We start from the raw sequence: 22,180 nt of genomic DNA on the forward strand, positions 1-22,180 counted from the left end.
AACACCGCGCTGCGCAACAAGATCAAGGCGAAACGATCACAGGAAGTCATGACGATGGACGTCAACGGCGTGAAGATGGCCGGCGATCTGTCGTTCGTGCGCACGCTCGAAATCGAAGGGCTGTCCTTGCAGAACGTACCGCTCGCCTTTGCCGATGCCCCGGCATTCGAAGCGCTTGGACTTAAGGACCAGCCTGTCCTTTCGCTTGGCATGCAACACCTCAAGATGTTCGACCGCGTGGCGATCGATTTTGCCAGCCAGCGCATTCTGTTTGACGTGCCGCGCGATGTGGCCCGCGCGCTCAGGCGTGTAAACCAGTCGAATTATTACAGCCCGATGCGGCGGTAAGAGCGCGAAGCAGGGATGCGCCGGGCTCCGGCCTGATCCGCGCTGCCTTGCCGAACCGGTAAAGCGCGCCCACATGTGCGAGCGCAATGCCGCCCGATACCGCCACAACCGACAGACCCACGAGCCCGCCCGAGGCCGAAGGCTGGGCAACGCTCAAGCGGTTCGTTCCCTATCTGTGGCCCAAGGGTAATTGGCCGCTGCGCCGCCGGATCATCGCCGCCATGCTGTTCGTGCTCGCGGCGAAGGGTGTCACGCTGGCGCTTCCCTTTGCATATAAAGGAGCCGCGGATGCGATGGCCGGGCCGGTCGGAGACGGTGCCTCGGTCGCGCTCGCGCTGGTCGCGGCCTATGGGCTTGGCCGGTTTACGTCGGTGCTGTTCGACAATCTGCGCAACGTCGCGTTCGAGCGGGTTGGGCAGGTCGCAACGCTCAGCCTGGCGCAGGACGTCTTCCACCGGCTCCACCGCCTCAGCCTGCGTTTTCATCTCACCCGGCGCACCGGCGAAGTCACCAAGATTATCGAGCGCGGAACCAAGAGCATCGATTCCATGCTCTATTTCCTGCTGTTCAACATCGCCCCCACTGCTGTCGAACTGATCGCGGTGGGCGTGATCTTCTATCTCAATTTCGGTTGGGAACTGGTCGCAGCGACCGCCTTCACCGTTGTCGTCTATATCGCCGTCACCCGCTGGATCACCGAATGGCGGACTAAACTGCGGCGCGAGATGAACGACCTCGACGGGCAAGCCTTGCACCGCGCGGTCGATTCGCTTCTGAACTTCGAGACGGTCAAATACTTCGGCGCGGAGAAGCGCGAGGAAGAACGCTATTCCGGCGCGGCGAGAGCCTATGCCGAGGCGGCGATCAAATCCGAAAACTCGCTCGGCCTGCTGAATATCACTCAGTCGCTCATCACCAATACGCTGATGGCAGGCGCAATGGCTTATACGGTGTGGGGCTGGAGCCGTGGAGATCTGACCGTTGGCGATCTAGTTTTCGTGAACACGTATCTGATGCAGCTGTTCCGCCCGCTCGACCTGCTCGGATGGGTGTACCGCACCATCCGTCAGGGCCTCGTCGATATGGGCGAGATGTTCCGCCTGATGGACACAGAGATCGAGGTTAAGGACGCGCCCGGCGCACCCGCGCTTTCCGTACGGGAGCCCCACGTCGCATTCGACAATGTGACCTTTCAGTATGAAGACGGTCGCACGATCCTGAAGGGTTTGAGCTTCGAGGTGCCCGCCGGATCCTCGCTTGCCATCGTCGGGCCGTCGGGCGCCGGAAAAAGCACCATCGGGCGGCTGCTGTTCCGCTTCTACGATCCGCAGGGCGGGCGCATCCTGATCGACGGACAGGACATCGCAGAGGTCCAGCAGGAAAGCGTGCGCGCGGCGATCGGCATCGTTCCGCAGGACAGCGTGCTGTTCAACGACACGCTCGCCTACAACATCGCCTACGGCGCGGAAGGCGCAAGCGATGAAGTGGTCGCGCAGGCTGCCAGCGATGCTGCGCTCATGCCGCTGATCGAACGGCTGCCCGATGGGTTCGAAACCACCGTTGGCGAGCGCGGCCTGAAGTTGTCAGGCGGGGAAAAGCAGCGCGTCGCCATTGCAAGAACACTGGTGAAGAACCCTCCGATCCTGCTGCTGGACGAGGCGACCAGCGCGCTCGACACCCGGACCGAGCAGGAAATCCTCGGCACTCTGAAACGGCTCGAACAGGGTCGCACCACCATCGCGATCGCGCACCGTCTATCGACCGTGGCCGATGCCGATAGGATCATCGTGCTCGATGGCGGCGAACTTGCCGAAAGCGGCACGCATGAAGAACTGCTCGCGATGGGCGGGCTCTACACCGAAATGTGGGCACAGCAGGCCGCCGAGCGCAACAACGATGCGGAGCCCGAAGCGGCGGAGTGATCCAACTGTGCCCAGCTTCGGCGCGGATCAGTCTGCGTCGCTAGTAGCCTCAGCACCGACACTTTCCCGCCGCAGATCAGCCGAGGCGAGGTTTAGCTCATACGCCGGGATCACTTCGACCTCACCGCGCACCTTCTGCAGGTCCTCCAGGAATTGCGCCGCATCGCCCACGATGACCACGGTCGCCTTTGCCGGATCGACATAGGTCTGCGCCGCCGCGCTCGCGGCATCGGATCCGACCGCCTCCAGCCGATCGGCCAGCTCGATGGCCTCCGCCGGGTCCAGGCCCTGTTGCAGCAGGTTTGCGACGATGCTGTTGAAACCGCCACTCGTCTCCAGCGCGCGGGCATAGCGTCCTGCCAGATAGAGCCTGCGCTTGGCCAGCAGCTCTTCGCCAAGCGGCTCGCTGCCGAGACGGCCGAATTCATTGAGCAGGATTTCAGCGACTTCGCCCGCCGTTTCGTTTTTCGTCTGTGCGCTAGCGGTCAGGATCGATTCATCCGCGCGATCGGCGAAGCCCGAATAGGCACCGTAGCTGAGCGAGCGCTTGGTCCGGATTTCCTCGAACAGACGCCCGCTCGATCCGCCGCCGAGCACGCTGTTCGCAAGTTCCAGCGGATAGAAATCGGCATCGTTGCGCGATGGAGCTCGCACGGCCGCAATGACGGAGGCCTGTCCTGCATCGGGCATGTCGACCACGATCGTGCGCACCGGCTGGCTCTCGCCCGCAGCTTCGGCCGGCACATCGCCCGCCTCCGTATCGACGCTCCAGTCGCCGAACATGTCTTCGGCAAGGGCGATGGCGGCTTCAGGGTCAATCCCGCCGCTAGCCACGATCTGCATGGTATCGGGGTGGAAATAGGCTTCGCGGTGGGCGATCAGATCCTCGCGCGTGATCGCCGCGAGCGATTCCGCAGTGCCTTCCGGCTGAGTGCCATAGGGCGCATCGCCGTACATTGCGACGCGCGCAATGTAGCGCGAAAGACTGCCCGGCTCCTGCATCGACACGCGAAGCCCGCTGGCTGCGCGGTCCCGTTCGCGCGCAAACTCGTCCTCGGGATAGGTCGCCCCGCGCACAATCCGCGCCGCGAGCGCCCCTGCCTCGTCCATATTCGCGACCGGCGCCGTCAGGCTGAACACCGTGCCGTCGCTGCCAGCGCCGCCGCCGAAAGACGCACCGAGGCTTTCGAACTTCGCAGCAATCTCCTGTGCATCCATGCCGTCCACGCCTTTTTCAGCGAGCGAGGCGGCAAGCTGCGCAATCCCTGCCTTCGTCCGCGGATCGGTCTTGCTACCTCCGGGGACCAGCATTGAGATCGTCGCGATCGGCACGTCCCCGGTCTGGACCGCGACGACGCGGATATCGTTGGCCAGGCGGGCCTCCACGATCTCGGGCGCGGCAACCTCTGGCGCGGTACCCGGACCGGGCGGCTGCATACGCTCGCCCTCCGACTTGACCGAACGAATTTCTCCCGTCGCAGGCGGAAGCGTGCGAAACTCCGGCAGCGGAACCGGGTTCGCATATTTCGAAGGGTCGTCTTCGCCCTGCGTGTACGTGATGCTCACGCGCTTTTGCGGATCGAGATATTTCGCTGCCACGCGCATCACATCCTCCGCCGTCACCTGTGTGATCTGACGAAGGCGATAGTCGGCAAAGTCGGGATCGCCCGACGATACGAGCGCCTCGCCAAGCTCGAAAGCCCGCCCGCGCGCGGTTTCGCGGCGGCGCAGCGTGCCCGAGACGATTTCGCTTTTGGCCTCGGCAAGCTCCTCGTCCGTAATGGGCTCGGTGCGGATACGCTCGATTTCAGCATCGAGCGTCTCGGTCGCAGGCGCCATCTTGTCGTCTCCGGAAACGACCGCATAGGTCGCGATCTGCCCTGCTTCGCGAAACAGGAGGACGCTTGCGGCAACCTGCACGGCCTGCCCGCTGCGCACGAGCGCGTTGTCGAGCCGGCTGTTGTCGCCGCGCGAAAGCACCGCCTCGAGCACTTCGAGCGCAGCTGCGTCAGGGTCAGTCGTCGGCGGCGCTTTCCACACCGCGCCGACAACCGGCAGCGGCACATTGGGCGCAGTCGCGTTGACGGTGCGAGGGCCGGACGCTTCGAGCTCACGTATCTCGATCGCGATATCGACAGGGTTCGCACGCGGCGGGATGTCGCCGAAATAGGTTTCGACCAACGCGCGCAGCCGCTCAAGCTCAAAATTGCCTGCAACGATGAGCGTCGCGGTATCGGGGCCATAATAGGCTTCATAAAACGCCCGCGCATCATCGAGTGTCGCGCTGTCGAGATCTTCGATCGACCCGATGCCAGGGCGGCGATGCGGCATGACGTCATAAGCGTTCTCCGCAATCACGAAGCGCTGCAACCGGCCATAGGGCGGCGCGAGCACGCGCTGGCGCAATTCCTCTTTCACAACGCCGCGCTCGGTTTCGAACACTTCGTCGTCGACCACGACCTTCGCCATGCGTTCGCGGTGGGTCCACAGCATCGTCTCAAGGTACTCCGCGGGCACCTGCTCGAAATAGTTGGTGCGATCGATCCAGTTGGACGCGTTGCGTGTGCCGCCAATATCCGCGGTGAGACCGTAGATCATATTGTACGGCATGTTCTCGGTCTTGCGGCTGAGGATATGCTCGAACAGGTGCGCAAAGCCGCTGCGGCCTTCGGGATCGAGCTTCGACCCGATATCGTACCACAGCGAGGTAGTCACCGTGCTGGTGCTCGCATCGGGAATGGCAATAACGCGCAAACCGTTCTTGAGCGTCCACAGCGAATATTCGATTGCGGGGGCGGAAAGCTCCGCATGCTCGCCCGGTCCGTGATCGTCGGTGCCGTGCCCGGAGGCGGGCGTGGCTGCAACGAAGGCGGCGGCGGCAACGCCGGCCAGCATGGATTTCCTGATCATGGTATTCAGTCCCCGGTTCAAATTCGCAGCCCGCACTAAAGCGATCCGGCGAGCTTTCCTCAAGAACTTATGCCCGCGCGCCCTGCCAAGCGCCAAGATTCATCGACGCGCGTCGTCGCGGCGCTTTTTGAGGGCTACCATCGCTGCGCCGCGCCGTTCCCACGGAACAAAGAGATGGTCGTGGTGGAGGCCCGCGATCACGTTGCAGGCTATTCCTTCCTGCGCGAGCGCTTGGGAAACCGCGGCGGTCAGGCCCACACCTTCTACGTCGGAATGAACCTGCAGAGTAATGCGGGCGAATATCGGCCGATGATCGCCCGCTGCGGCGGGAATGATCGCGCAGAGCCCCTCCGTCTCCCGTATCACCGCGAAGGCGTCTGCTGGCAATGCTTCGTCTGCCGCCAGCGCTCGGAATGCCCAACCGTGATCCTCGCACAGTTCCGGCTTCAGGCCCGCCAGCATATCCGCAAGATTGCTGACAAGCCGGACCATCAGAGGATGTATTTGGAGAGGTCGGTGTTGCCCGCCAGCGTATCGAGCCGCTCGCGCACATAGGCCGCATCGATCGTGATCGTTTCGCCGGTGTGCTCTTCGGCCTCGAAACTGATGTCCTCGATCAGTTTTTCCATGACGGTCTGCAAACGGCGGGCGCCGATATTCTCAACGTTTTCGTTCACCGTCGCCGCGATCTTGGCGACTTCCTGAACGGAATCTTCGGTGAAGACGAGCTCGACTTTCTCCGTGCCGATCAGCGCGCGATATTGCTCGACCAGATTGGCGCGCGTTTCGGAAAGGATGCGCACGAAATCCTCTTCGGTGAGAGCGCGCAGCTCGACCCGGATCGGCAGGCGGCCTTGCAATTCGGGCAGCATGTCCGAAGGCTTGGCGACATGGAACGCGCCGCTCGCGATGAAGAGCACGTGGTCGGTTTTCATCGGGCCATACTTGGTCGAAACCGTGGTCCCCTCGATCAGTGGCAGCAGGTCGCGCTGCACGCCTTCGCGGCTGACCGAGCCGCCGCGCACATCGCTCACAGCGATCTTGTCGATCTCGTCGAGGAAAACGATCCCGTTAGTTTCGGCATTGGCGAGCGCAACGCGCGCAACGTCATCCTGATCCATGCGCTTTTCCGCTTCTTCGTCGACCAGCTTGTCCCACGCATCGGGCACGCGCAGCTTGCGACGCTTGGTCGGGGCCTTGCCCATCGCCTTGCCCAGCATGTCGGAAAGGTCGATCATGCCCATATTGCCGCCCGCGCCGCCCATATCGAACGGCATCGAGGGGGCTTCGGTCACTTCGATCTCGACCTCGGTATCGTTCATCGAGTTGTCGGTGATCCGCTGGCGGAAGCTTTCGCGCGTGGCCTCGCTGGCGTTCTGGCCCACAAGCGCATCGAGCAGCCGCTCCATGGCTGCCTCACTCGCCGCTTCGCGCACAGCCTCACGGCGGCGATCCTTTTCCAGCCGGATCGCTTCTTCGACGAGGTCACGGGCGATCTGTTCGACATCGCGGCCGACATAGCCGACTTCCGTAAACTTGGTCGCTTCGATCTTCACGAAAGGCGCTTCGGCCAGCTTGGCAAGGCGGCGGCTGATTTCGGTTTTGCCGCAGCCGGTCGGGCCGATCATGAGGATGTTTTTCGGCGTAACTTCATCGCGCAGATCCGCGCCAAGCCGTTGGCGACGCCAGCGGTTGCGCAGCGCCACGGCAACCGCGCGCTTGGCATCCTTCTGCCCGATAATGTGCTCGTCGAGGGCGGCGACAATCGCCTTGGGAGTGAGGTTGTCGGTCATGTAATCCTGAAATTCTGGAAGGGCTGGGTTTGGGCCTGATTCTGGGACGCGCGGACGTGCGCTCAGACGGTTTCGAGCGTGACGTTGCCGTTGGTGAAAACGCAGATGTCCGAAGCGACGCCCATCGCCTTGCGCGCGATCTGTTCTGCATCGTCTTCATATTGCGCGAGTGCGCGGGCAGCGGCGAGTGCGTAATTGCCGCCCGATCCGATCGCTGCGATACCGCCTTCGGGTTCGAGCACGTCGCCATTGCCCGTCAGCACGAGCAGGCTTTCGCTGTCAGCGACGATCATCAACGCTTCGAGATTGCGCAGATACTTGTCGGTCCGCCAATCCTTGGCGAGCTCGACAGCAGCGCGCATCAATTGGCCGGAATATTGCTCAAGCTTCGCCTCGAGCCGCTCGAACAAGGTGAAGGCATCGGCTGTCGCTCCGGCAAAACCGGCGACGACTTTGCCGCCTTCGCCGATCCGGCGCACCTTGCGCGCATTCGGCTTCATCACGGTGTTGCCCATGGAAACCTGACCATCGCCCGCAATCACGGTCTTGTCGCCGCGCTTCACGCCGACAATGGTGGTGCCGTGCCACTGGGTAAGGCCGTGGCTCGCCGTGTCATTCGTCATGGCGAGCGATATGGGCGCTGGATCGACCGCGTCAAGCAGGCGGCTTACTGGCCGCCAGGGCCTGGGCCTCCGCCACTGCCAACCTGGCCGATATTGCCGAACAGGTCTTCGAGGAAGCCGCGCTCCCGCCCAAGGGTCGGCGTCTTGTCGCCGTCGGGCTGCAGGAACACGACATCGGCGATCCCGCTATTGTCGACAGTCGCGACATTGCCCGCCTCATCGAACTGCACTGCGAGCACAGTATGGGTCCGAATGCGCGGGCGCACGAATGGCCGGCGTCCGGTGACGCTGGACACGTAATACCAGGTCGGCTCGCCATACTGGCTGGTGAAGGTCGGGCGGCCAAGCGTCCCTTCGACGGAGCGCTGATTGTCGATGCCCGGCTGGATCGACTGGACCAGAAGCGGATCGACAACGTAGCCGCGCGATTCGCGGATCGAAGAGCACGCCCCGAGCGCCAGCACCGCGCCCGCGAGCAAGGCGGCTTTTGCGCCGCGCCCTGTTACCCAGTCAAAACCTCGAATTCGTTGAGCCATCGTCCCGGTCAGTTCCTGTCTGCTCTGTCATTGCCGCGCGGGGGCGGCTTCCTATATCTGTTTGAAATGCCCTTAAGGCGAAGCCTGCGGCCTTGCAATGTTCGCGGGCGAGCCGGATTGGGATGAAGCGGTTGAATTGCGCCTGAATACGGTCACGGCGAGTGCATTCTCGCCGCATATGCGGAACGACCGCCTGCATTCCGGGTTGGCGAGACTGAAGCTATTTGTCCGCGCGCCTCCTTCGATTGCGCGCCAGAATGAAAGAAATTGCCCTCGATGTCCTTCTTTTCCCGCATGCTTGGCACCGCCCCCGATCCGCGCGAAGGCGTGCGCCCGCTGTGGCACCGCGTGATCGAGCTGGCGCGTGAGCCTTCTTTCTACAGCGATTGCCAGGTCGCCGACACGGTTGCAGGCCGCTTCGACCTCATCACCGCGATCCTGTGCACGGTCATGGTGCGGGTCGAGGCATCCGACATGCGGGCCGAAAGCGCGCTCCTCGCGGAGCTGTTCGTCGAGGACATGGACGGGCAATTGCGCGAACTCGGCATCAATGATGTCGTCGTCGGCAAGCATGTCGGCAAGCTGATGAGCGTGCTTGGCGGCAGGCTCGGCGCATATCGCAGCGCGCTCACCGAAAACGACCGCGAAAAGCTGGAAGCTGCGATTGGCCGCAACGTGACTTTTGCCGACGGAGCCGATGAGCCCGCCGCCGCTCAGTGCGTCGCGGGCAAGCTGCTCGCTTTGTCGGAGCGGCTCGGCGGATACAGCGACGAGGAAATGCTGAAAGCGAGCGGTATCTGGTGATGTCTGACGAGCTGTCGCACTTCGTCAAGGCGCGCCCCCTGCCCGCCGATCCGGTGGTCATCACGGCCGATGACGCCGCTCGCGCTGCGCTAGCAGAGCGGTTCGGCCTCGCTTCGGTGGAGCGGCTCCACGCGGAAATCCAGCTTGAGGACAAGGGCAAGGCGGTGCGCGCGACCGGCCTCGTCACCGCCGACATCATGCAGACCTGCGCCGTCTCGCTCGAAGATTTCCCCGTGTCGATTTCGGAGCCGCTCGACCTGCGCTTCGTCCCCGAAGGCAGTCTGCACTATGAAGAGGGCGAGGAAATCGAGCTCGAAGCCGACGATTGCGACGAGATCGAATATGAAGGCGACATGTTCGACCTGGGCGAAGCGGTCGCGCAGACACTCGGCCTCGCCATCGATCCTTACGCGGAAGGCCCCAATGCCGACGCCGCGCGCGAGGAAGCGGGTATTGTCGAAGAGGGCCAGCAGGATGGCCCTCTGGCGGACGCACTGGCGCCGCTGAAGAAGGGTTGAGCGCCCAGGCTGACCACCTGCCGAGCAATTGGCCGAGCGTGGCTGCACTCCAATGACTTTAAGTTACCGTTAAGGCTTTCAAGTTCAGTCTGCGAGTATCTTCAGTGTGCCACGGGTGTGATCAGTGTGATAGCGGTAGCGAAGAGCCTGGGTCGAAAAGTTTTCCTCGCCGCGTTCTTCATATCAGCGACGGTTCCTAGTGCTGCGCATGCCTGTAGAATGTTCTCTCCATTCGAAGCAAAGGATGTGAGGCACGCGGACCTCGTAGTAATCGGTAGTATAAATGACTATCGGATAATCAAGGATCAGGCATTTCGCGATGGGATGCTGGCTTCGCCAAACGTTCCTCAAGAGTCGCGCCAAGTCTATCAAGACGAAGAGGAAAGCATCACTCACGATTACGCGCGGTTCGAAATCGACGTCGATCGGGTTTTGGTGGGAGAAGCGCCGACCACACTCACCGTAAAATGGATTGACTGGAGCTTCGGTGTACCTAGCAGGCTCGCTCCTGGAACATACCTGATCGCGCTGAATGGCGCCGGCTCACTTACCTCGTCGATTCGCGATTCGAGCAAAAAGACGCTTCCGAAGGCCGATCTGACCCCATTCCGCCCGTATCAGCGCCCATGTGGAGGCGTGTTTATCTTTCCCGTAAAAAGCAAAGAGGCTCGCACAATCATACGGATTCTAGAATCGCCTAGCGGGTCTGACGAGCATACTAGAGCTACAAATCAAAACGGGATGTCGTCGTCCAGATCATCATAGCCGCCGCCTTGGCCTCCGCCGGAGCTGCCGCCCTGACCGCCGCCGCCCTGGTTCCAGCCGCCTCCGCCGCTGCTTTGAGCTCCGCCGCCCTGATTTCCGCCGCCATAGCCGCCTCCACCACCGCCGCCGCCAGCACCACCAGCGCCATCAAGCATGGTCAGCGTCCCATCAAAACCGCGCAGGACGACTTCGGTGGAATAGCGATCCTGGCCATTCTGGTCCTGCCATTTGCGCGTCTGCAGCTTGCCTTCAATGAAGACCTTCGAGCCCTTTTTCAGATAGCGCTCGACCACGTTCACCAAGCCTTCGGAGAAGATCGCGACCGTGTGCCATTCGGTGCGTTCCTGACGCTCACCGGTGTTGCGGTCCTTCCACGTCTCGCTCGTCGCGATACGCAGGTTTGCGACCTTGCCGCCGTTCTGGAAGCTGCGGATTTCGGGGTCCGCCCCGAGATTGCCGATCAGCATGACCTTATTGAGCGAACCCGCCATCCAAATATCCTCTTCATCGTCACCGTGGCGCGGACTGTCCCGCGCGATTCTCTTGAGGGGTAATAGGGCAGCGCGCCCGTCAGCGCGACAGGCTCACACCGTTTTCCACCTCTGAAATGGAGGTTTCTACCTACTGGGGTAACGCAACCGCCCGAGGAACCGGGTCAGGCTGGGCAGTTCGACATTGCGATTGGTGAACTTCGCCTTCGCCTTCTCGAACTTCATCACCCCGTCGATGCGCCGGTCGAGAAATTCGTAGGTCTTCGCCTTGCCCTCGCTGTCGTCATTGACGAACACCGCGAGCGTCGCGCTGTAAATCCCGGCGAGGATCGTGCGCTTCGTATAGTGGTTGTAATCGGTCGCGGTGTCCCCGGCGAGCCGCCACATCAGGTCGGCCGAGCGCCAGCCCAGATGCAGCGAACGAGGCGCGTTCTGCGGCATCGCCATGATCGACATCGCCCGGCGCACCGCCTCATCGACATCGGCGACCGCCTCGAGCCGGAAAGCGACGAGTGTGCGAATGCGTTCACGGATCTTCAGTTCGGCGAGGCGTTCGGGCGGCCAGGCGGCTTCCATCTGCTGATCGACGCTGGTGATCCACGCCTCGATCATGTCCATCGCGCGCCCGCCCAGCGGCTTGTCAGGAAAGGCGAGCTTGGCGATATCGGGATCGGCCCCGGCCATGTCCGCTGCTGCCAGCAGCGCGGTCTCGTTCCAGCCATCGAAGATAGCGGACGCCGCAATTTCAGGAGCAAGCGCGATGCGCAGCTCGTCCAGCGTCATGTCGTCAAAATCGGGATTGGCGTCATTCATGGCGGTGGGGTTCATATCAGAAAGAAGGCCCGTACTGCTCGACGGTTCCCTCATCACCGCGTTCCTCGTCGGCTTTTTCCAGTTCCAGCTTGAGCAAGGTGTTCTGGTTCATCAACTCGATGTAATCGCGCGCCGACCGGCCCGAATTGTCGCTGCGATCGGGATTTGCACCCTCTTTCAGAAAGCGCCGGACGAGCGGGATGTTGCGTTGGTGCACGGCTGAAATCAGCGGCGTTTCGCCCTGGCTGTCGGCAACATTGATCTGCGCCCCGCCTTTCAGCAGTTCCTCGACCCCGGCATCGAAGCCGAGCCGCGTCGCGATCTGCAGCGGCATCACCCCCTTGTTGTTGCGAACATTGGGGTTTGCGCCGCGCTGGATCAGGAACCGCACCCACAGCGCATCCCGCCGGCGGGTCACGATGTGCAGGCCGGTATCGCCGCTGGTGATGTCGCGGGTGTTGACCAGCGTCTTGCCCGCGCCCGGTTCGTTGAGCATCGCCGTCACTGCATCGCCATCGCGGTCCTCGACCGCCTGAAGAAACTCGTAGCCGGGCGAAAACAGCTGCGCCGCCGCCGGTACCGACCCGATCGCGACCGCTGCAAGCAGACTTGCCAAAACCGCACTGGCAATTGCCCCGCCGCGCCCTAATTTGCGCAAAACATAATCCAACGCGCTTTGATCCTTGTCCATAACATGTCACACGATTGTGGAGGGAACCCCTGAAAGCGTCCCTTTGATCCCATTGCAGTTAGCAGAGCATGAACCACCTAGCCAAGCCCTCTCGACCTCGCCTGTTAGTCGGCGGCATCGCCTTTGCGGCGGCGCTCGGCCTGTCGGCCTGCGGCGGGCCGGAGATTGCAGCGCCGCCCGAAGAACCGCCGCTCGCCGGCGCGAGCATCGGCGGCGAATTCGAGCTGGTCAATCCCGCTGGCGAGACGGTGCGTTGGGGCGATTTCGATGGGCAGTACCGGATTGTCTATTTCGGCTATGCCTATTGCCCCGATGTCTGCCCGATCGATGTCGGCCAGATGGCGCGCGGCCTCAAGAAGCTGGATGAAAGCGAGCCGGAAAAGGTCGCCAAGATCCAGCCGATCTTCATCACTATCGATCCCGAGCGCGACACGCCCGAAGTCGTCGGCGAATTCACCGATGCGTTCTCGGAAGACCTCATCGGCCTCACCGGCACACCCGAGCAGGTAAAGGCGGCAGCGGACACCTTTCGCGTCTATTATGAGAAAGGCGAGGATCTGGGCGGCGGCCAGTACCTGATGAACCATTCGAACATCACCTATCTGTTCGGTCCATCGGGTGAGCCGCTGGCGACCTTGCCGACCGATCAGGGCGCCGAAGCGGTCGCCGCCGAAATCGACAAATGGGTGAGCTGAGAGACCGGTTCTGGGAGCGTCCGCTCGCCGAATTGACGCGGGCCGAGTGGGAGGCGCTGTGCGATGGGTGCGGGCGCTGCTGCCTGCACAAGATCGAAGACGCCGACACCGCCGAGATCGCCGATACCAACGTCGCGTGCAAGCTGCTCGACACGGGCACCGCGCAATGCTCCGATTACCGCAATCGCAAGGCTTTCGTCCCCGATTGCCTGCGGCTCACGCTGGCCATTGTCGAGGACGTGCCATGGCTGCCGGACACTTGCGCTTATCGCTTGCGCGCAGCGGGACGGCCGCTGCACGGCTGGCATCATCTCATCAGCGGCGACCGTGAGGACGTGCACCGGGCGGGAGTTTCGGTCGCAGGCCGCGTCGTGAGCGAAACCGATGCAGGGCCGCTCGAGCACCATATCGTCGATTGGAGTTCAGCGTGATCGACTGGCTCAAACGCGCCGAGCCTGCTGCGGAAGCGCAGCCCTATATCGAGCTTGGCGGAGAGGCGGTGCCCATTGCCCTGCGCCGGCATCCGACTGCCAAGCGGCTTACGCTGAGGCTCGCCCCCGATGGCAGCGAAGTGCGCATCACCATGCCGCGCTGGGGGCGCAGCGCCGATGCGATCGATTTCGCCCATTCGCGGACCGAATGGCTCGCGCAGCAGCGCGCGAAAGTGCCGCAGCGCCGCGAGGTGCGCGATGGCAGCACTCTGATGATCGCCGGAGAGACTGTGACCTTGGCTTGGGATAAGCATGCCCCGCGCCGCCCGGTGCTAACCGCCGGAAAGCTGTACGTCGGGGGGCCAGCGGAAGGACTAGCGAGCCGAGTTCAGCGCTGGCTCGAGCGGCGGGCTCTTGCCGCCTTCGAAAATGACGTCGCGCATTACTGCGCTTTGGCCGACCTTTCCCCCGCCCCCGTGGCCATCTCGCGCGCGCAGAGGCGCTGGGGCAGTTGCAGCGAGAAATCGCGCATCCGGATCAACTGGCGGCTGGTGCAGGCGCCCGACTTCGTCCGGCGGTCTGTCGCCGCGCACGAGGTCGCGCATCTCGTTCATTTCGATCACAGCCCGTCCTTCCATGCCCTGCTCGCCGATATCTACGAAGGCGACATTTCGCGCGCCGATCGCTGGCTGAAGGAACAGGGTAGAACGCTCTATACAAGCTTCGGCTGAAAGCTGACGTCTGGCGCTCGCCCGGATTGCGCCCTATATTGCCCATATGGCTATCCTGTCGCGTTTCAATCCCACGTCCGGCATCGTCGATTTCTGGCACGAGTTCCGCAAGCCCAACCCGCTGCGTTATCCGATCCTGCTGGCGTCGATGGCGCCGTTTGGCGTGATCTTCTACTGGCTCGGTTCGGAGACGGTCTACAAGGATCCAGACCGCCCCAGCATCACTTACATCACCACTTTCGATCCGACGCGCTCCGATGAGGAGATTATCGCGACGAATATCGAAAATCAGGAGGTTAAGGAGCTGCGCGAGGAGCAGGCCGATCGCCTCGCCCAGCGCAAACGCGATCTTTACAAGGCGCTGGGCGCCGCTGCGGGCATGGATGTGGAGCGGATCGCTGCCGAGGCCGATGCCCGCCGTGCCGCCGAAGAAGCCGCCGAAGCCGAAGCTCGGGCCGAGCGGCTGGGCCGCTCTACCGACAGCGCTGGCGAGGATAACGCCGAGCCCGCAGCGCCCGAGGAACCGGCGCCATAAGCGCGCACTTTCCAGGCCATAGCGATTGGATGGCAGCCGCGGCCCGGCTCGCCGCGCGCGCACGCCCGATCAGCAGCCCGAACCCCGGCGTCGGTGCATTGCTGGTGCGCGATGGCGGCATGATTGCCCGCGGCTGGACGCAGGCGGGAGGCCGTCCGCACGCCGAGGCCGCTTTGTTCGCTGCGAGTGAAGAAAGCGCCAGCGGTGCAACGCTGTATGTGACCCTCGAGCCGTGCGCACACGAATCGGCGCGCGGCCCGGCCTGCGCGGATGTCATCGCCGAAGCCCGCCCCTCCCGCGTCGTGATCGGCCAGAAAGATCCCGATCCGCGCACTTCGGGCAAAGGCATCGCGCGGTTGAAACGCGCCGGGATCGAAACCGTCCTGCTCGAGGATGCAGCCTCCGCCGCGAGCCTCGCGGGATATCTCTCGGTCCGGTTAGCGGGCCGTCCGCATGTGACGCTGAAACTGGCAATGTCGCTCGACGGATGCATCGCGCTCGCCGACGGGACCAGCCAGTGGATCACCGGCGAAGCGGCTCGCGCCCATGTCCACGCCCAGCGCGCACGCAATGACGCGATCCTTGTGGGCGGCGGAACGTGGCGCGCGGATCGCCCGCGGCTCGATGTGCGTCTGCCTGGACTGGAGGACCGCAGCCCGCGGCGACTGCTCCTCACACGCGGCGTTGCGCCGGAAGGTGTCACCGTAATCAACCGCCCCGATCAGATCGCCGAGCTTGACGGGGTGCAATATCTCTACACTGAAGGCGGCGCGGAGACCGCCGCGAGCTTCCTGCGCGAAGACCTGGTTGACGAACTGCACATCTACCGCGCCCCGATCCTTATCGGCGACGGGCTGCGCGGTTTAGGCGGTCTTGAGCTCGCAGAACTGGCGGCGGCACATGGGCGCTGGACCCTGACCGAACGCCGCCAGCTTGGCAGCGATGAATTCACCGCCTATCTGCGAACCCGCTAAGAGGAGCGCGCACCCCATGTTCACCGGTATTGTCACCGCCATTGGCACCATCACCCGCATCGAAAAGCGCGGCGACCTGCGGGCGCGGATCGCCGCACCGCTCGATCCCGCCCGGATCGACATCGGTGCCTCTATCGCGTGTTCCGGCGTCTGCCTGACCGTGGTCGATCGCGGCGGCAGCGCGGGCGATGCTTGGTTCGACGTCGACGTGTCGGGCGAAACCGTCTCGCGCACCGTCTTCGGCATGTGGGAAGAGGGCCGCGCGCTCAATATCGAACCTTCGCTGCGCCTCGGCGACGAGCTTGGCGGGCATATCGTGACCGGCCATGTCGATGCCGTGGGAGAAGTGGTGAAGGTCAAAGAGGAGGGCGACAGCTGGCTCGTCGTCATCCGCGCGCTTCCCAACATGGCGCCCTTCATCGCGGAAAAGGGATCGATCACCGTCAACGGTGTCTCGCTGACGGTTAACGACGTGCGCGACCAACCCGATCGCACCTGCGATTTCGCGCTCAACATCATCCCGCATACGAGCGAAGTGACCACTCTTGGCGACCTCAAGGAAGGCGATCAGGTCAATCTGGAGATCGATGTGCTCGCGCGGTATCTCAAGCGGATGCAGGGGCTGGCGGCAGCGGGATAGAACAGGATTGCGCCCTCTCGGGTTCGTGATACCTTGCGCGCATGGAAAGCCTGCGCGAAGCCATTGAGTTTATCGGCGGTCCCGCCGCCCTGTGGATCCTCGCCGCCATGTATTTCGGCAGCGTCATCCTCGAGAGGATCTGGGCGATCCGCGGAAATCCCGATTACGACAACAAGGATGCGCTCAATTCGATCGGGCTGAACCTGATGTCGAGCGTGATCAATCTCGTCATCGGCATCCTCGTGCCGCTCGCGCTCTATGTGCTGGTGTATGACAATCTGCGCCTGTTCGGCGCCATCCCGCTTTGGGCCGCGATCCCGGTCGCCTTCATTGCGCATGAATTCGCATATTACTGGGACCACCGGCTGAACCACCGCGTCGGGCTCTTCTGGGCCTTCCACGCGATCCATCATTCCTCGAACGAGTTCAATCATTCGACGGCGGCGCGCGGCTTCTTTCTCGACGGCCAGCTAAAGCGGCTTTTCGCGGTCACCCCCGCCTTCATCGGGATCGATCCAGTTCTGTATATCGCGGTGAGCGTCTGCACCAACGCGTTCGGTATCTGGAACCATGCGAGTTACGTGCCCCGCCTCGGCTGGGTCGACCGCGTGCTGATGACGCCCAAGATGCACAAGATTCATCACGCCAATCAGCCGCAATATATCGACCGGAATTACGGGCAGGTCACGCTGCTGTTCGACCGCATGTTCGCCAGCACGGCCTATCTCGGCGAAGAGCCCAATCCCGGCCTCGTCAAACCGGTTCACGATTACAATCCGCTCACCGCACAATTCGCCGGATTGAAACAGCTAAAAGAACGCATGGATCACGCGGATAGGTGGCAGGACAAGCTCGCTTACCTCTGGCGGCCACCGGAATGGTCGCATGACGGCGTGTGCCGATCCGACTGCCCGAAATATGCGGGGCTCACCGCCGCCTGAAGAACGCGGCGCGTGGTGCCGGGTGTTGCGCGCGCTTTCCTACACACCATGACTTGTGGCTAGCTGGCATGCATGCCGCCCAGCCATCAACAGCGTCGCAATCTCCCGCCCTTCTTCACGCCGGTAAAGCTGCGCGCGCGCCGCGATGGCTGGACGGGGCAAGTGCAATGCGCGTTTCTTGCCGAGCTGTACCTGATCGGCGCGGTCAGCGTGGCGGCCGTGCGTGTTGGGCGAAGTCGCGCAACGGCTTACGCTTTGCGCGAGCGCAGCGATGCGGAAGGGTTCGCCGCCGCCTGGGATTTCGTGCTTCGTGGACCGGCACGGCCTGATGAACCGCCGGTGCGATATTGCCGGGTAGCCGATTGGCGGAAACTGACACTCAAGCAGCTGATCTGGATGAACGAGACCGGGCTTTGGCGTCCCGTCATCTATCGCGGGAAGATGCGCTCCATCGCGCGAAAGCCCGACAATTCGGCGCTTTTGCGGCTGCTCAGGCGCACCGACCCCGCCCCGAAGAGCGTCGCCGGAGCGGCGCGATGAGTCCCCTTTCGAATATTTCGAAAAGGCACGGTTGTGCGGTCCATGTCTCCCCCGAGCGCTGTCCCAAGCGCTGCTTTTCAGCCGGTGACCTCGGCCACCGCTTCGATGAACTTCTCGATGTTGTTCATGGTGAGGCCCGCCACGTTGATCCGGCCCGATCCGGCCATGTAGATCCCGTGATCCTCCCGCAGCTGGGCGACTTGCTCCTTGCTCACCGGCAAAACCGAAAACAGCCCGTTCTGCGTACCGAGCGGGGTCAGATCGACGCTGCCCGCCATGCCCGCATCGGCCAGCGTAGCGCGGACCTGACGCATGCGTTCGCGCATCTGGTCGAGCTCGTCCATCCACATCTGGGTGAGCGAACCGTCGCGCAGGATCAGGCGCACAGCGGCGGCACCATGATCGGGCGGCATGGACCAGCTTGCGCGGGCCAGAGCGTTGGCATTGGAGAATGCCTTGTCCAGCGTCTCGCCGCCATCTGCAAGGATGTAGAACGCGCCAACGCGGTCGCGGTACATGCCGAAGTTCTTGTCGCAGCTATAGGCGATGAAGGCCTCCGGCACCTTGGCAAGCACGCTGCGCAGCCCCGCGACATCCTCGTCCAGACCGTTGCCCAGCCCGTGATAGGCGGTGTCGATGATCGGGAAGATCCCGCTCTCCGCAATCGCATCACCGATCGCGTTCCATTCCTCCGCGCTGTAATCGATACCGGTCGGGTTGTGGCAGCATCCGTGCAGCAGAATCGCCTCGTCAGGACCGGCATGGCGGATCGCCGCGAGCGCCGCTTCGACATTTGCGGTGCCATCGGGATTGGCGTGGTCGAACGGTACCATCTCGAGCGCGATATCGTTGATGATCTGCGCGTGGTTGGGCCAGCTCGGCACGCCCATATGCAGCTTCTGGACGCCCGCCTTCTGCGCCAGCGCAAGGGCGAGACGGACAGCGCCCGTGCCGCCGGGCGTCTGCATACCGGCGATGCGACCGCCCATCGTCGCGTCCTCGCCGAAGATGTAGGGCATCAGCGCGTTGACGAAGCCGATATCGCCTTCCGGGCCGAGATAGCTTTTGGATTCCTGCTCATCGACGAGCGACTGCTCTGCCGCCTTGATCGCGCCGAAGACGGGCGTGTCGCCCTGCCCCGTGCGGTAGACGCCGACGCCAAGGTCTACCTTGTCCGGGCGGTCGTCCGCGGCGTGCAGTTTGATGAGCGCGAGCAGCGCATCGGGCGATTGTTCTTCGAGTCGGTGCAGCATGATGCACGCCGAATGCCGTGCGAAGCGGGACGCCGCAACCGCCTTTTGCAACCTTTGCCGAATTCGCCTGCTTTGCGCAGGTCGATTACCGGAGACTTGACGACCTCAGAAGGGCAACCAGCGCTGCTTCTTCGAGAATTTCATGTAGCCCGCATTGACGCCGAGCCGCACGCCAGCGCCGACCCGGATCGGGATCAGCACAACATCGCCCTTGCGCATGTAGCTCGCGTGCATGCCGCCCACGAGATACGCTTGGCCTTCGCCCGCGGGATAGCGTTCGAACAACTCTTCGGTATCGAACAGATTGTAGACGAGCACGAAGGTGTTGGCCGCGTTCGCGCCCGCATCGAAGCCGACCGACGGCCCGGTCCAGTAGACCTTCCGTTCGCCTTCGACCTTGTGGAACAGCGTGCCGGAGCCGTAACGCGCGCCCACGATGAAGGCGCCGCCCGCTTCGCGCCCGACAATGTAGCCATTGGGTTCGCCCTGCTTGCGCAACAGGTCTTCGATAAGGCCTGCGAGCCCCTTCGCGCCTTTGCCGAACACGCCTTCCGCGGCGCCGATGAGGTCATCCTCGGCATAGGTCGTAGAGCCGTCTGCGCTGGCGACGGCTTCGGTACCGGTATCGGCGGTGCCAGAAGACGCATCGTCGTAGATGACGAACTCGCCATCGGGAGCGGTGGAGGCGGTAGTTTCGGCATCGGCGATATCGGAGGCGTCCGTGGTGGTGGCCGGCTGCGGATCGTCCAGCGTCGCCGTGGAGGCGGGCGGCTGGCCGGAGCGCAGTTCAGGCTGCGCCAAGTCCGCATCGATCAGGTCCGCATCGATCGCGCCGGTATCGGCGACGGGTGCGTCACCTTCGTCCTGCGCGGTGGCATAGACTTCATCCGGGTCGAAGCTCTCCATCTCCTGCGCAGCGGCAGGCGAGGCGGCAAGGGCGAGCGCACCGATCGCGGCGGCGAAATGGCGGGCCAATCCTGTTCTGAGTTCGGCAGCAGTGCGTATGATCATGGCAATTGTTCCTTACAGCACGGGCATTTGCGCACCCGCGCTCCTCCATCGGGAAGCAGAGTCCCTCACATCCCGCCGGGCAAGAGTCTCAGCGGCGAACCGAATCGAAAATGCGGCGAACCGAATCTATCCGGCATGGGCAAGGTTCGCTGTTCGCGGCTGAACAGAAGCGGAATCGCGCGAAGATCAGAAAATGTCGCATCCGACCTTGCCGCTGCGGATAACGCCCATTATAGCGCGCCCCTCGCCGCCAAATTGCCAGGGCAGCGACATGCGGAGACGTGGGTGAGTGGCTGAAACCAGTTCCCTGCTAAGGAACCATACTCTTTAACGGGTATCGAGGGTTCGAATCCCTCCGTCTCCGCCATTACCCAAACCAGTCCTCGAACCGAGCGATCGGCGAACGGGCAATCTCCATCAATGGTGTAGTTGGGGCTAAGTTTGCCTAACTCGCCGCATGCTCCTTACGAGCGATCTCGTGTAGCCAATCGGCGTGACGCGGGGCCTTTTTGGTCTCGCTCCATTCGTCGAGCATAAGCGGGGCGACGCGGGCGAGTTCTTCGTATTGATCCTTGGTACCGATATCGGCTGCCAATTCCACGCGGTGGCCGTTTGGATCGAAGAAGTAGATTGATTTGAAGATGCCGTGGTGCGTGGGGCCGAGCACATCGATGCCCTCACCTTCGATATGCGCCTTCGCCGCGAGCAATTCCTCTTCGCTTGCGACCCGAAAGGCAAGGTGCTGCACCCATTGCGGTGTGTTTTCGTCCCGCCCCATATCGGGCTGGTTAGGCAGCTCGAAGAAGGCGAGGATATTACCGTTCCCCGCGTCGAGGAAGACGTGCATGTATGGATCGTATTCGCCGGTCGAGGGGACATGGTCCTCGGCGAATGCAGTCGTGTATTCCATGCCGAGCACGCGGCCATACCATTCGACCGTCTCCTTCGCGTCCTTGCAGCGATAGGCGGCGTGATGGATGCCCGATGGTTTGACCGCGCTCATTCTGCAGGCTCTGATGTCTTGGTATCGAGCACACCTCGGGCGATCTGATCACGCTCGATGCTTTCGAACAGAGCCTTGAAGTTGCCTTCACCAAAGCCATCATCGCCCTTGCGCTGAATGAACTCGAAGAAGACCGGGCCGACCTGCGCTTCGGCAAAGATCTGGAGCAGCAGACGCGGTTCTCCTCCCTCGGTAGTGCCGTCGAGTAGGATGCCGCGCATCTTGAGCTCGTCGGCATTCTCGCCGTGGCCTGGCAGCCGCTCATCGAGCATCTCGTAATAAGTTTCGGGCGGGGCGGTCATGAACGGCACGCCGAATTCCTTGAGCCGATCCCAGCACGCAACGAGATCATCGCAGATGAGCGCGATGTGCTGAATGCCCTCGCCGTTGAACTCGCGCAGGAACTCCTCGATCTGGCCCTTGCCGCCTTCGCCTTCTTCATTGAGCGGGATGCGGATCTTGCCATCGGGCGCGGTCAGCGCCTTCGAGGTGAGGCCGGTATATTCGCCTTTGATGTCGAAGAAGCGGATTTCCTGGAAGTTGAAGAGCGTCTCGTAATAGTCGGCCCAGTATTTCATCCGGCCCGTATAGACGTTGTGGGTGAGGTGATCGATCGTGTGGAAGCCTGCGCCTTCCGGATAGGGATCGACGCCCGGCAGGTAATCGAAATCGATGTCGTAAATGGTGAGGCTCTTGTCCTCCGCGCCGGCATAGCGATCAACGAGATAGAGGATCGCGCCACCAATGCCTCGGATTGCGGGGATGCGCAGTTCCATTGGGCCGGGCTCATTGGCGACCGGCTCCGCACCCTGCTCGATGAGGTGCTCGTAAGCTTTCGCAGCGTCGCGCACGCGGAAAGCCATCCCGCACGCCGACGGGCCGTGCTCACGGGCGAAGAACCACGCGGCACTGCGCGGTTCGTAGTTCGCGATCAGGTTGATCCCGCCCTGACGCCACAGGTGCACATCCTTCGACCGGTGCTTGGCCACGAGCGTGAACCCCATCGCTTCGAACACAGGTTCAAGCTGGCCTTTTTCCGGCGCGCAGAACTCAACGAACTCGAATCCATCGAGCCCTGCCGGATTGTCGAAAAGATCGCCGGGATGCTTGGTCATGGGGATCAACCTCTGAATATGTCAATTTAGTTACGTTTGAAACTAAATACGCTCTTTGTGGCGATTTGTCAAAGACCGATGGAAGAGACGCGATTGC

The 22,180-nt window shown here is 62.8% G+C and carries 24 protein-coding genes and 1 tRNA gene (1 of these 25 cut by a window edge); 13 read left to right on the plus strand and 12 right to left on the minus strand.

The genetic code is table 11. From position 1 onward, the window contains the following. Positions 1–348 carry the end of an aspartyl protease family protein gene (locus IB285_RS11030; protein ID WP_190788219.1) on the plus strand. The gene continues 645 nt to the left of window position 1, outside the view, so 348 of the gene's 993 nt are visible here — the last part of the coding sequence; its start codon lies beyond the left edge, outside the window; it ends in the stop codon at positions 346–348. 86 nt (positions 349–434) lie between these two features. Further along, positions 435–2,270: an ABCB family ABC transporter ATP-binding protein/permease gene (locus IB285_RS11035; RefSeq protein ID WP_190788220.1), complete on the plus strand. Its 1,836-nt coding sequence runs from the start codon at positions 435–437 to the stop codon at positions 2,268–2,270. A gap of 27 nt (positions 2,271–2,297) precedes the next feature. Here the strand turns inward: IB285_RS11035 and IB285_RS11040 are convergent, their stop codons facing one another. The 5 genes from IB285_RS11040 to IB285_RS11060 all read right to left on the minus strand — a co-directional run bounded on the left by IB285_RS11040 (position 2,298) and on the right by IB285_RS11060 (position 8,132). Then, positions 2,298–5,180 carry a M16 family metallopeptidase gene (locus IB285_RS11040; RefSeq protein ID WP_190788221.1) on the minus strand — a complete coding sequence of 961 codons (2,883 nt, stop codon included), beginning with the start codon at positions 5,178–5,180 and terminating at the stop codon, positions 2,298–2,300. Between the two features lie 99 nt (positions 5,181–5,279). Then, on the minus strand, positions 5,280–5,672 hold the full coding sequence (locus IB285_RS11045) for an ACT domain-containing protein (protein WP_190788222.1): 393 nt from the start codon (positions 5,670–5,672) through the stop codon (positions 5,280–5,282). Beyond that, complete coding sequence (gene hslU / locus IB285_RS11050; RefSeq protein WP_190788223.1) at positions 5,672–6,973, minus strand: ATP-dependent protease ATPase subunit HslU; 1,302 nt, start codon at positions 6,971–6,973, stop codon at positions 5,672–5,674. The genes IB285_RS11045 and hslU overlap by 1 nt, the downstream gene beginning before the upstream one ends. Positions 6,974–7,035: 62 nt before the next feature. Continuing rightward, positions 7,036–7,596, minus strand: coding sequence for an ATP-dependent protease subunit HslV (hslV, locus tag IB285_RS11055; protein WP_190788224.1), 561 nt, complete (start codon positions 7,594–7,596; stop codon positions 7,036–7,038). A 44-nt stretch (positions 7,597–7,640) separates the two neighbouring features. Then, on the minus strand, positions 7,641–8,132 hold the full coding sequence (locus IB285_RS11060; protein WP_190788225.1) for an outer membrane protein assembly factor BamE: 492 nt from the start codon (positions 8,130–8,132) through the stop codon (positions 7,641–7,643). Positions 8,133–8,426: 294 nt separating this feature from the next. Here IB285_RS11060 and IB285_RS11065 point away from each other — a divergent pair, with 294 nt between their 5' ends. Both IB285_RS11065 and IB285_RS11070 read left to right on the plus strand, forming a co-directional pair. Further along, positions 8,427–8,936, plus strand: a complete 510-nt coding sequence (locus IB285_RS11065) for a ubiquinol-cytochrome C chaperone family protein (RefSeq protein ID WP_234033129.1) — start codon at positions 8,427–8,429, stop codon at positions 8,934–8,936. Further along, positions 8,936–9,454 carry a YceD family protein gene (locus IB285_RS11070; protein WP_190788227.1) on the plus strand — a complete coding sequence of 173 codons (519 nt, stop codon included), beginning with the start codon at positions 8,936–8,938 and terminating at the stop codon, positions 9,452–9,454. Before IB285_RS11065 ends, IB285_RS11070 begins: the two co-directional genes overlap by 1 nt. A 731-nt stretch (positions 9,455–10,185) precedes the next feature. On the opposite strand, the gene ssb is transcribed toward IB285_RS11070, so the two are convergent. From ssb to IB285_RS11085, 3 genes are all read right to left on the minus strand, one after another. Then, on the minus strand, positions 10,186–10,710 hold the full coding sequence (gene ssb / locus IB285_RS11075; RefSeq protein ID WP_190788228.1) for a single-stranded DNA-binding protein: 525 nt from the start codon (positions 10,708–10,710) through the stop codon (positions 10,186–10,188). 126 nt (positions 10,711–10,836) lie between these two features. After that, positions 10,837–11,538, minus strand: a complete 702-nt coding sequence (locus IB285_RS11080) for a COQ9 family protein (RefSeq protein WP_234033130.1) — start codon at positions 11,536–11,538, stop codon at positions 10,837–10,839. 1 nt (position 11,539) lies between these two features. Then, complete coding sequence (locus tag IB285_RS11085; protein WP_234033131.1) at positions 11,540–12,139, minus strand: ankyrin repeat domain-containing protein; 600 nt, start codon at positions 12,137–12,139, stop codon at positions 11,540–11,542. A gap of 143 nt (positions 12,140–12,282) precedes the next feature. Here IB285_RS11085 and IB285_RS11090 point away from each other — a divergent pair, with 143 nt between their 5' ends. The 8 genes from IB285_RS11090 to IB285_RS11125 all read left to right on the plus strand — a co-directional run bounded on the left by IB285_RS11090 (position 12,283) and on the right by IB285_RS11125 (position 17,701). After that, positions 12,283–12,909, plus strand: a complete 627-nt coding sequence (locus IB285_RS11090) for an SCO family protein (RefSeq protein ID WP_190788230.1) — start codon at positions 12,283–12,285, stop codon at positions 12,907–12,909. Continuing rightward, positions 12,897–13,340, plus strand: a complete 444-nt coding sequence (locus IB285_RS11095) for a YcgN family cysteine cluster protein (RefSeq protein WP_190788231.1) — start codon at positions 12,897–12,899, stop codon at positions 13,338–13,340. Before IB285_RS11090 ends, IB285_RS11095 begins: the two co-directional genes overlap by 13 nt. After that, a complete protein-coding gene (locus IB285_RS11100) occupies positions 13,337–14,071 on the plus strand; it encodes a M48 family metallopeptidase (protein ID WP_190788232.1) in 735 nt (244 codons plus the stop codon). The genes IB285_RS11095 and IB285_RS11100 overlap by 4 nt, the downstream gene beginning before the upstream one ends. A 46-nt stretch (positions 14,072–14,117) precedes the next feature. Further along, the gene (locus IB285_RS11105; protein WP_190788233.1) at positions 14,118–14,606 is read left to right on the plus strand and encodes a hypothetical protein; all 489 of its coding nucleotides are present in this window, start codon (positions 14,118–14,120) and stop codon (positions 14,604–14,606) included. Between the two features lie 29 nt (positions 14,607–14,635). Next, the gene (ribD, locus tag IB285_RS11110; protein WP_190788234.1) at positions 14,636–15,580 is read left to right on the plus strand and encodes a bifunctional diaminohydroxyphosphoribosylaminopyrimidine deaminase/5-amino-6-(5-phosphoribosylamino)uracil reductase RibD; all 945 of its coding nucleotides are present in this window, start codon (positions 14,636–14,638) and stop codon (positions 15,578–15,580) included. Positions 15,581–15,596: 16 nt separating this feature from the next. After that, entirely contained in the window at positions 15,597–16,220 is a 624-nt protein-coding gene (locus IB285_RS11115; RefSeq protein ID WP_190788235.1) for a riboflavin synthase, read from the plus strand. Positions 16,221–16,261: 41 nt separating this feature from the next. Then, positions 16,262–17,161 carry a sterol desaturase family protein gene (locus IB285_RS11120; protein WP_190788236.1) on the plus strand — a complete coding sequence of 300 codons (900 nt, stop codon included), beginning with the start codon at positions 16,262–16,264 and terminating at the stop codon, positions 17,159–17,161. A gap of 72 nt (positions 17,162–17,233) precedes the next feature. Further along, positions 17,234–17,701: a hypothetical protein gene (locus IB285_RS11125; RefSeq protein ID WP_190788237.1), complete on the plus strand. Its 468-nt coding sequence runs from the start codon at positions 17,234–17,236 to the stop codon at positions 17,699–17,701. A gap of 77 nt (positions 17,702–17,778) precedes the next feature. On the opposite strand, the gene IB285_RS11130 is transcribed toward IB285_RS11125, so the two are convergent. Together IB285_RS11130 and IB285_RS11135 are read right to left on the minus strand one after the other, a co-directional pair. Continuing rightward, a complete protein-coding gene (locus IB285_RS11130; RefSeq protein ID WP_190788238.1) occupies positions 17,779–18,954 on the minus strand; it encodes an amino acid aminotransferase in 1,176 nt (391 codons plus the stop codon). A 105-nt stretch (positions 18,955–19,059) separates the two neighbouring features. Then, positions 19,060–19,965 (minus strand): DUF1134 domain-containing protein, encoded by a 906-nt coding sequence (locus tag IB285_RS11135; RefSeq protein WP_234033132.1) that lies wholly within the window; start codon positions 19,963–19,965, stop codon positions 19,060–19,062. Positions 19,966–20,240: 275 nt separating this feature from the next. Between IB285_RS11135 and IB285_RS11140 the strand changes: the two genes are divergently transcribed. Continuing rightward, a tRNA-Ser gene (locus IB285_RS11140) sits at positions 20,241–20,332 on the plus strand. 78 nt (positions 20,333–20,410) lie between these two features. Here IB285_RS11140 and IB285_RS11145 read toward each other — a convergent pair. Both IB285_RS11145 and hppD read right to left on the minus strand, forming a co-directional pair. Next, the gene (locus IB285_RS11145) at positions 20,411–20,968 is read right to left on the minus strand and encodes a VOC family protein (RefSeq protein ID WP_190788239.1); all 558 of its coding nucleotides are present in this window, start codon (positions 20,966–20,968) and stop codon (positions 20,411–20,413) included. Further along, positions 20,965–22,083, minus strand: coding sequence for a 4-hydroxyphenylpyruvate dioxygenase (gene hppD / locus IB285_RS11150; RefSeq protein ID WP_190788240.1), 1,119 nt, complete (start codon positions 22,081–22,083; stop codon positions 20,965–20,967). Before hppD ends, IB285_RS11145 begins: the two co-directional genes overlap by 4 nt. Between the last annotated feature and the right edge of the window lie 97 nt (positions 22,084–22,180).

Source organism: Erythrobacter rubeus (genome assembly GCF_014705715.1).
Taxonomy (GTDB): Bacteria; Pseudomonadota; Alphaproteobacteria; order Sphingomonadales; family Sphingomonadaceae; genus Erythrobacter; species Erythrobacter rubeus.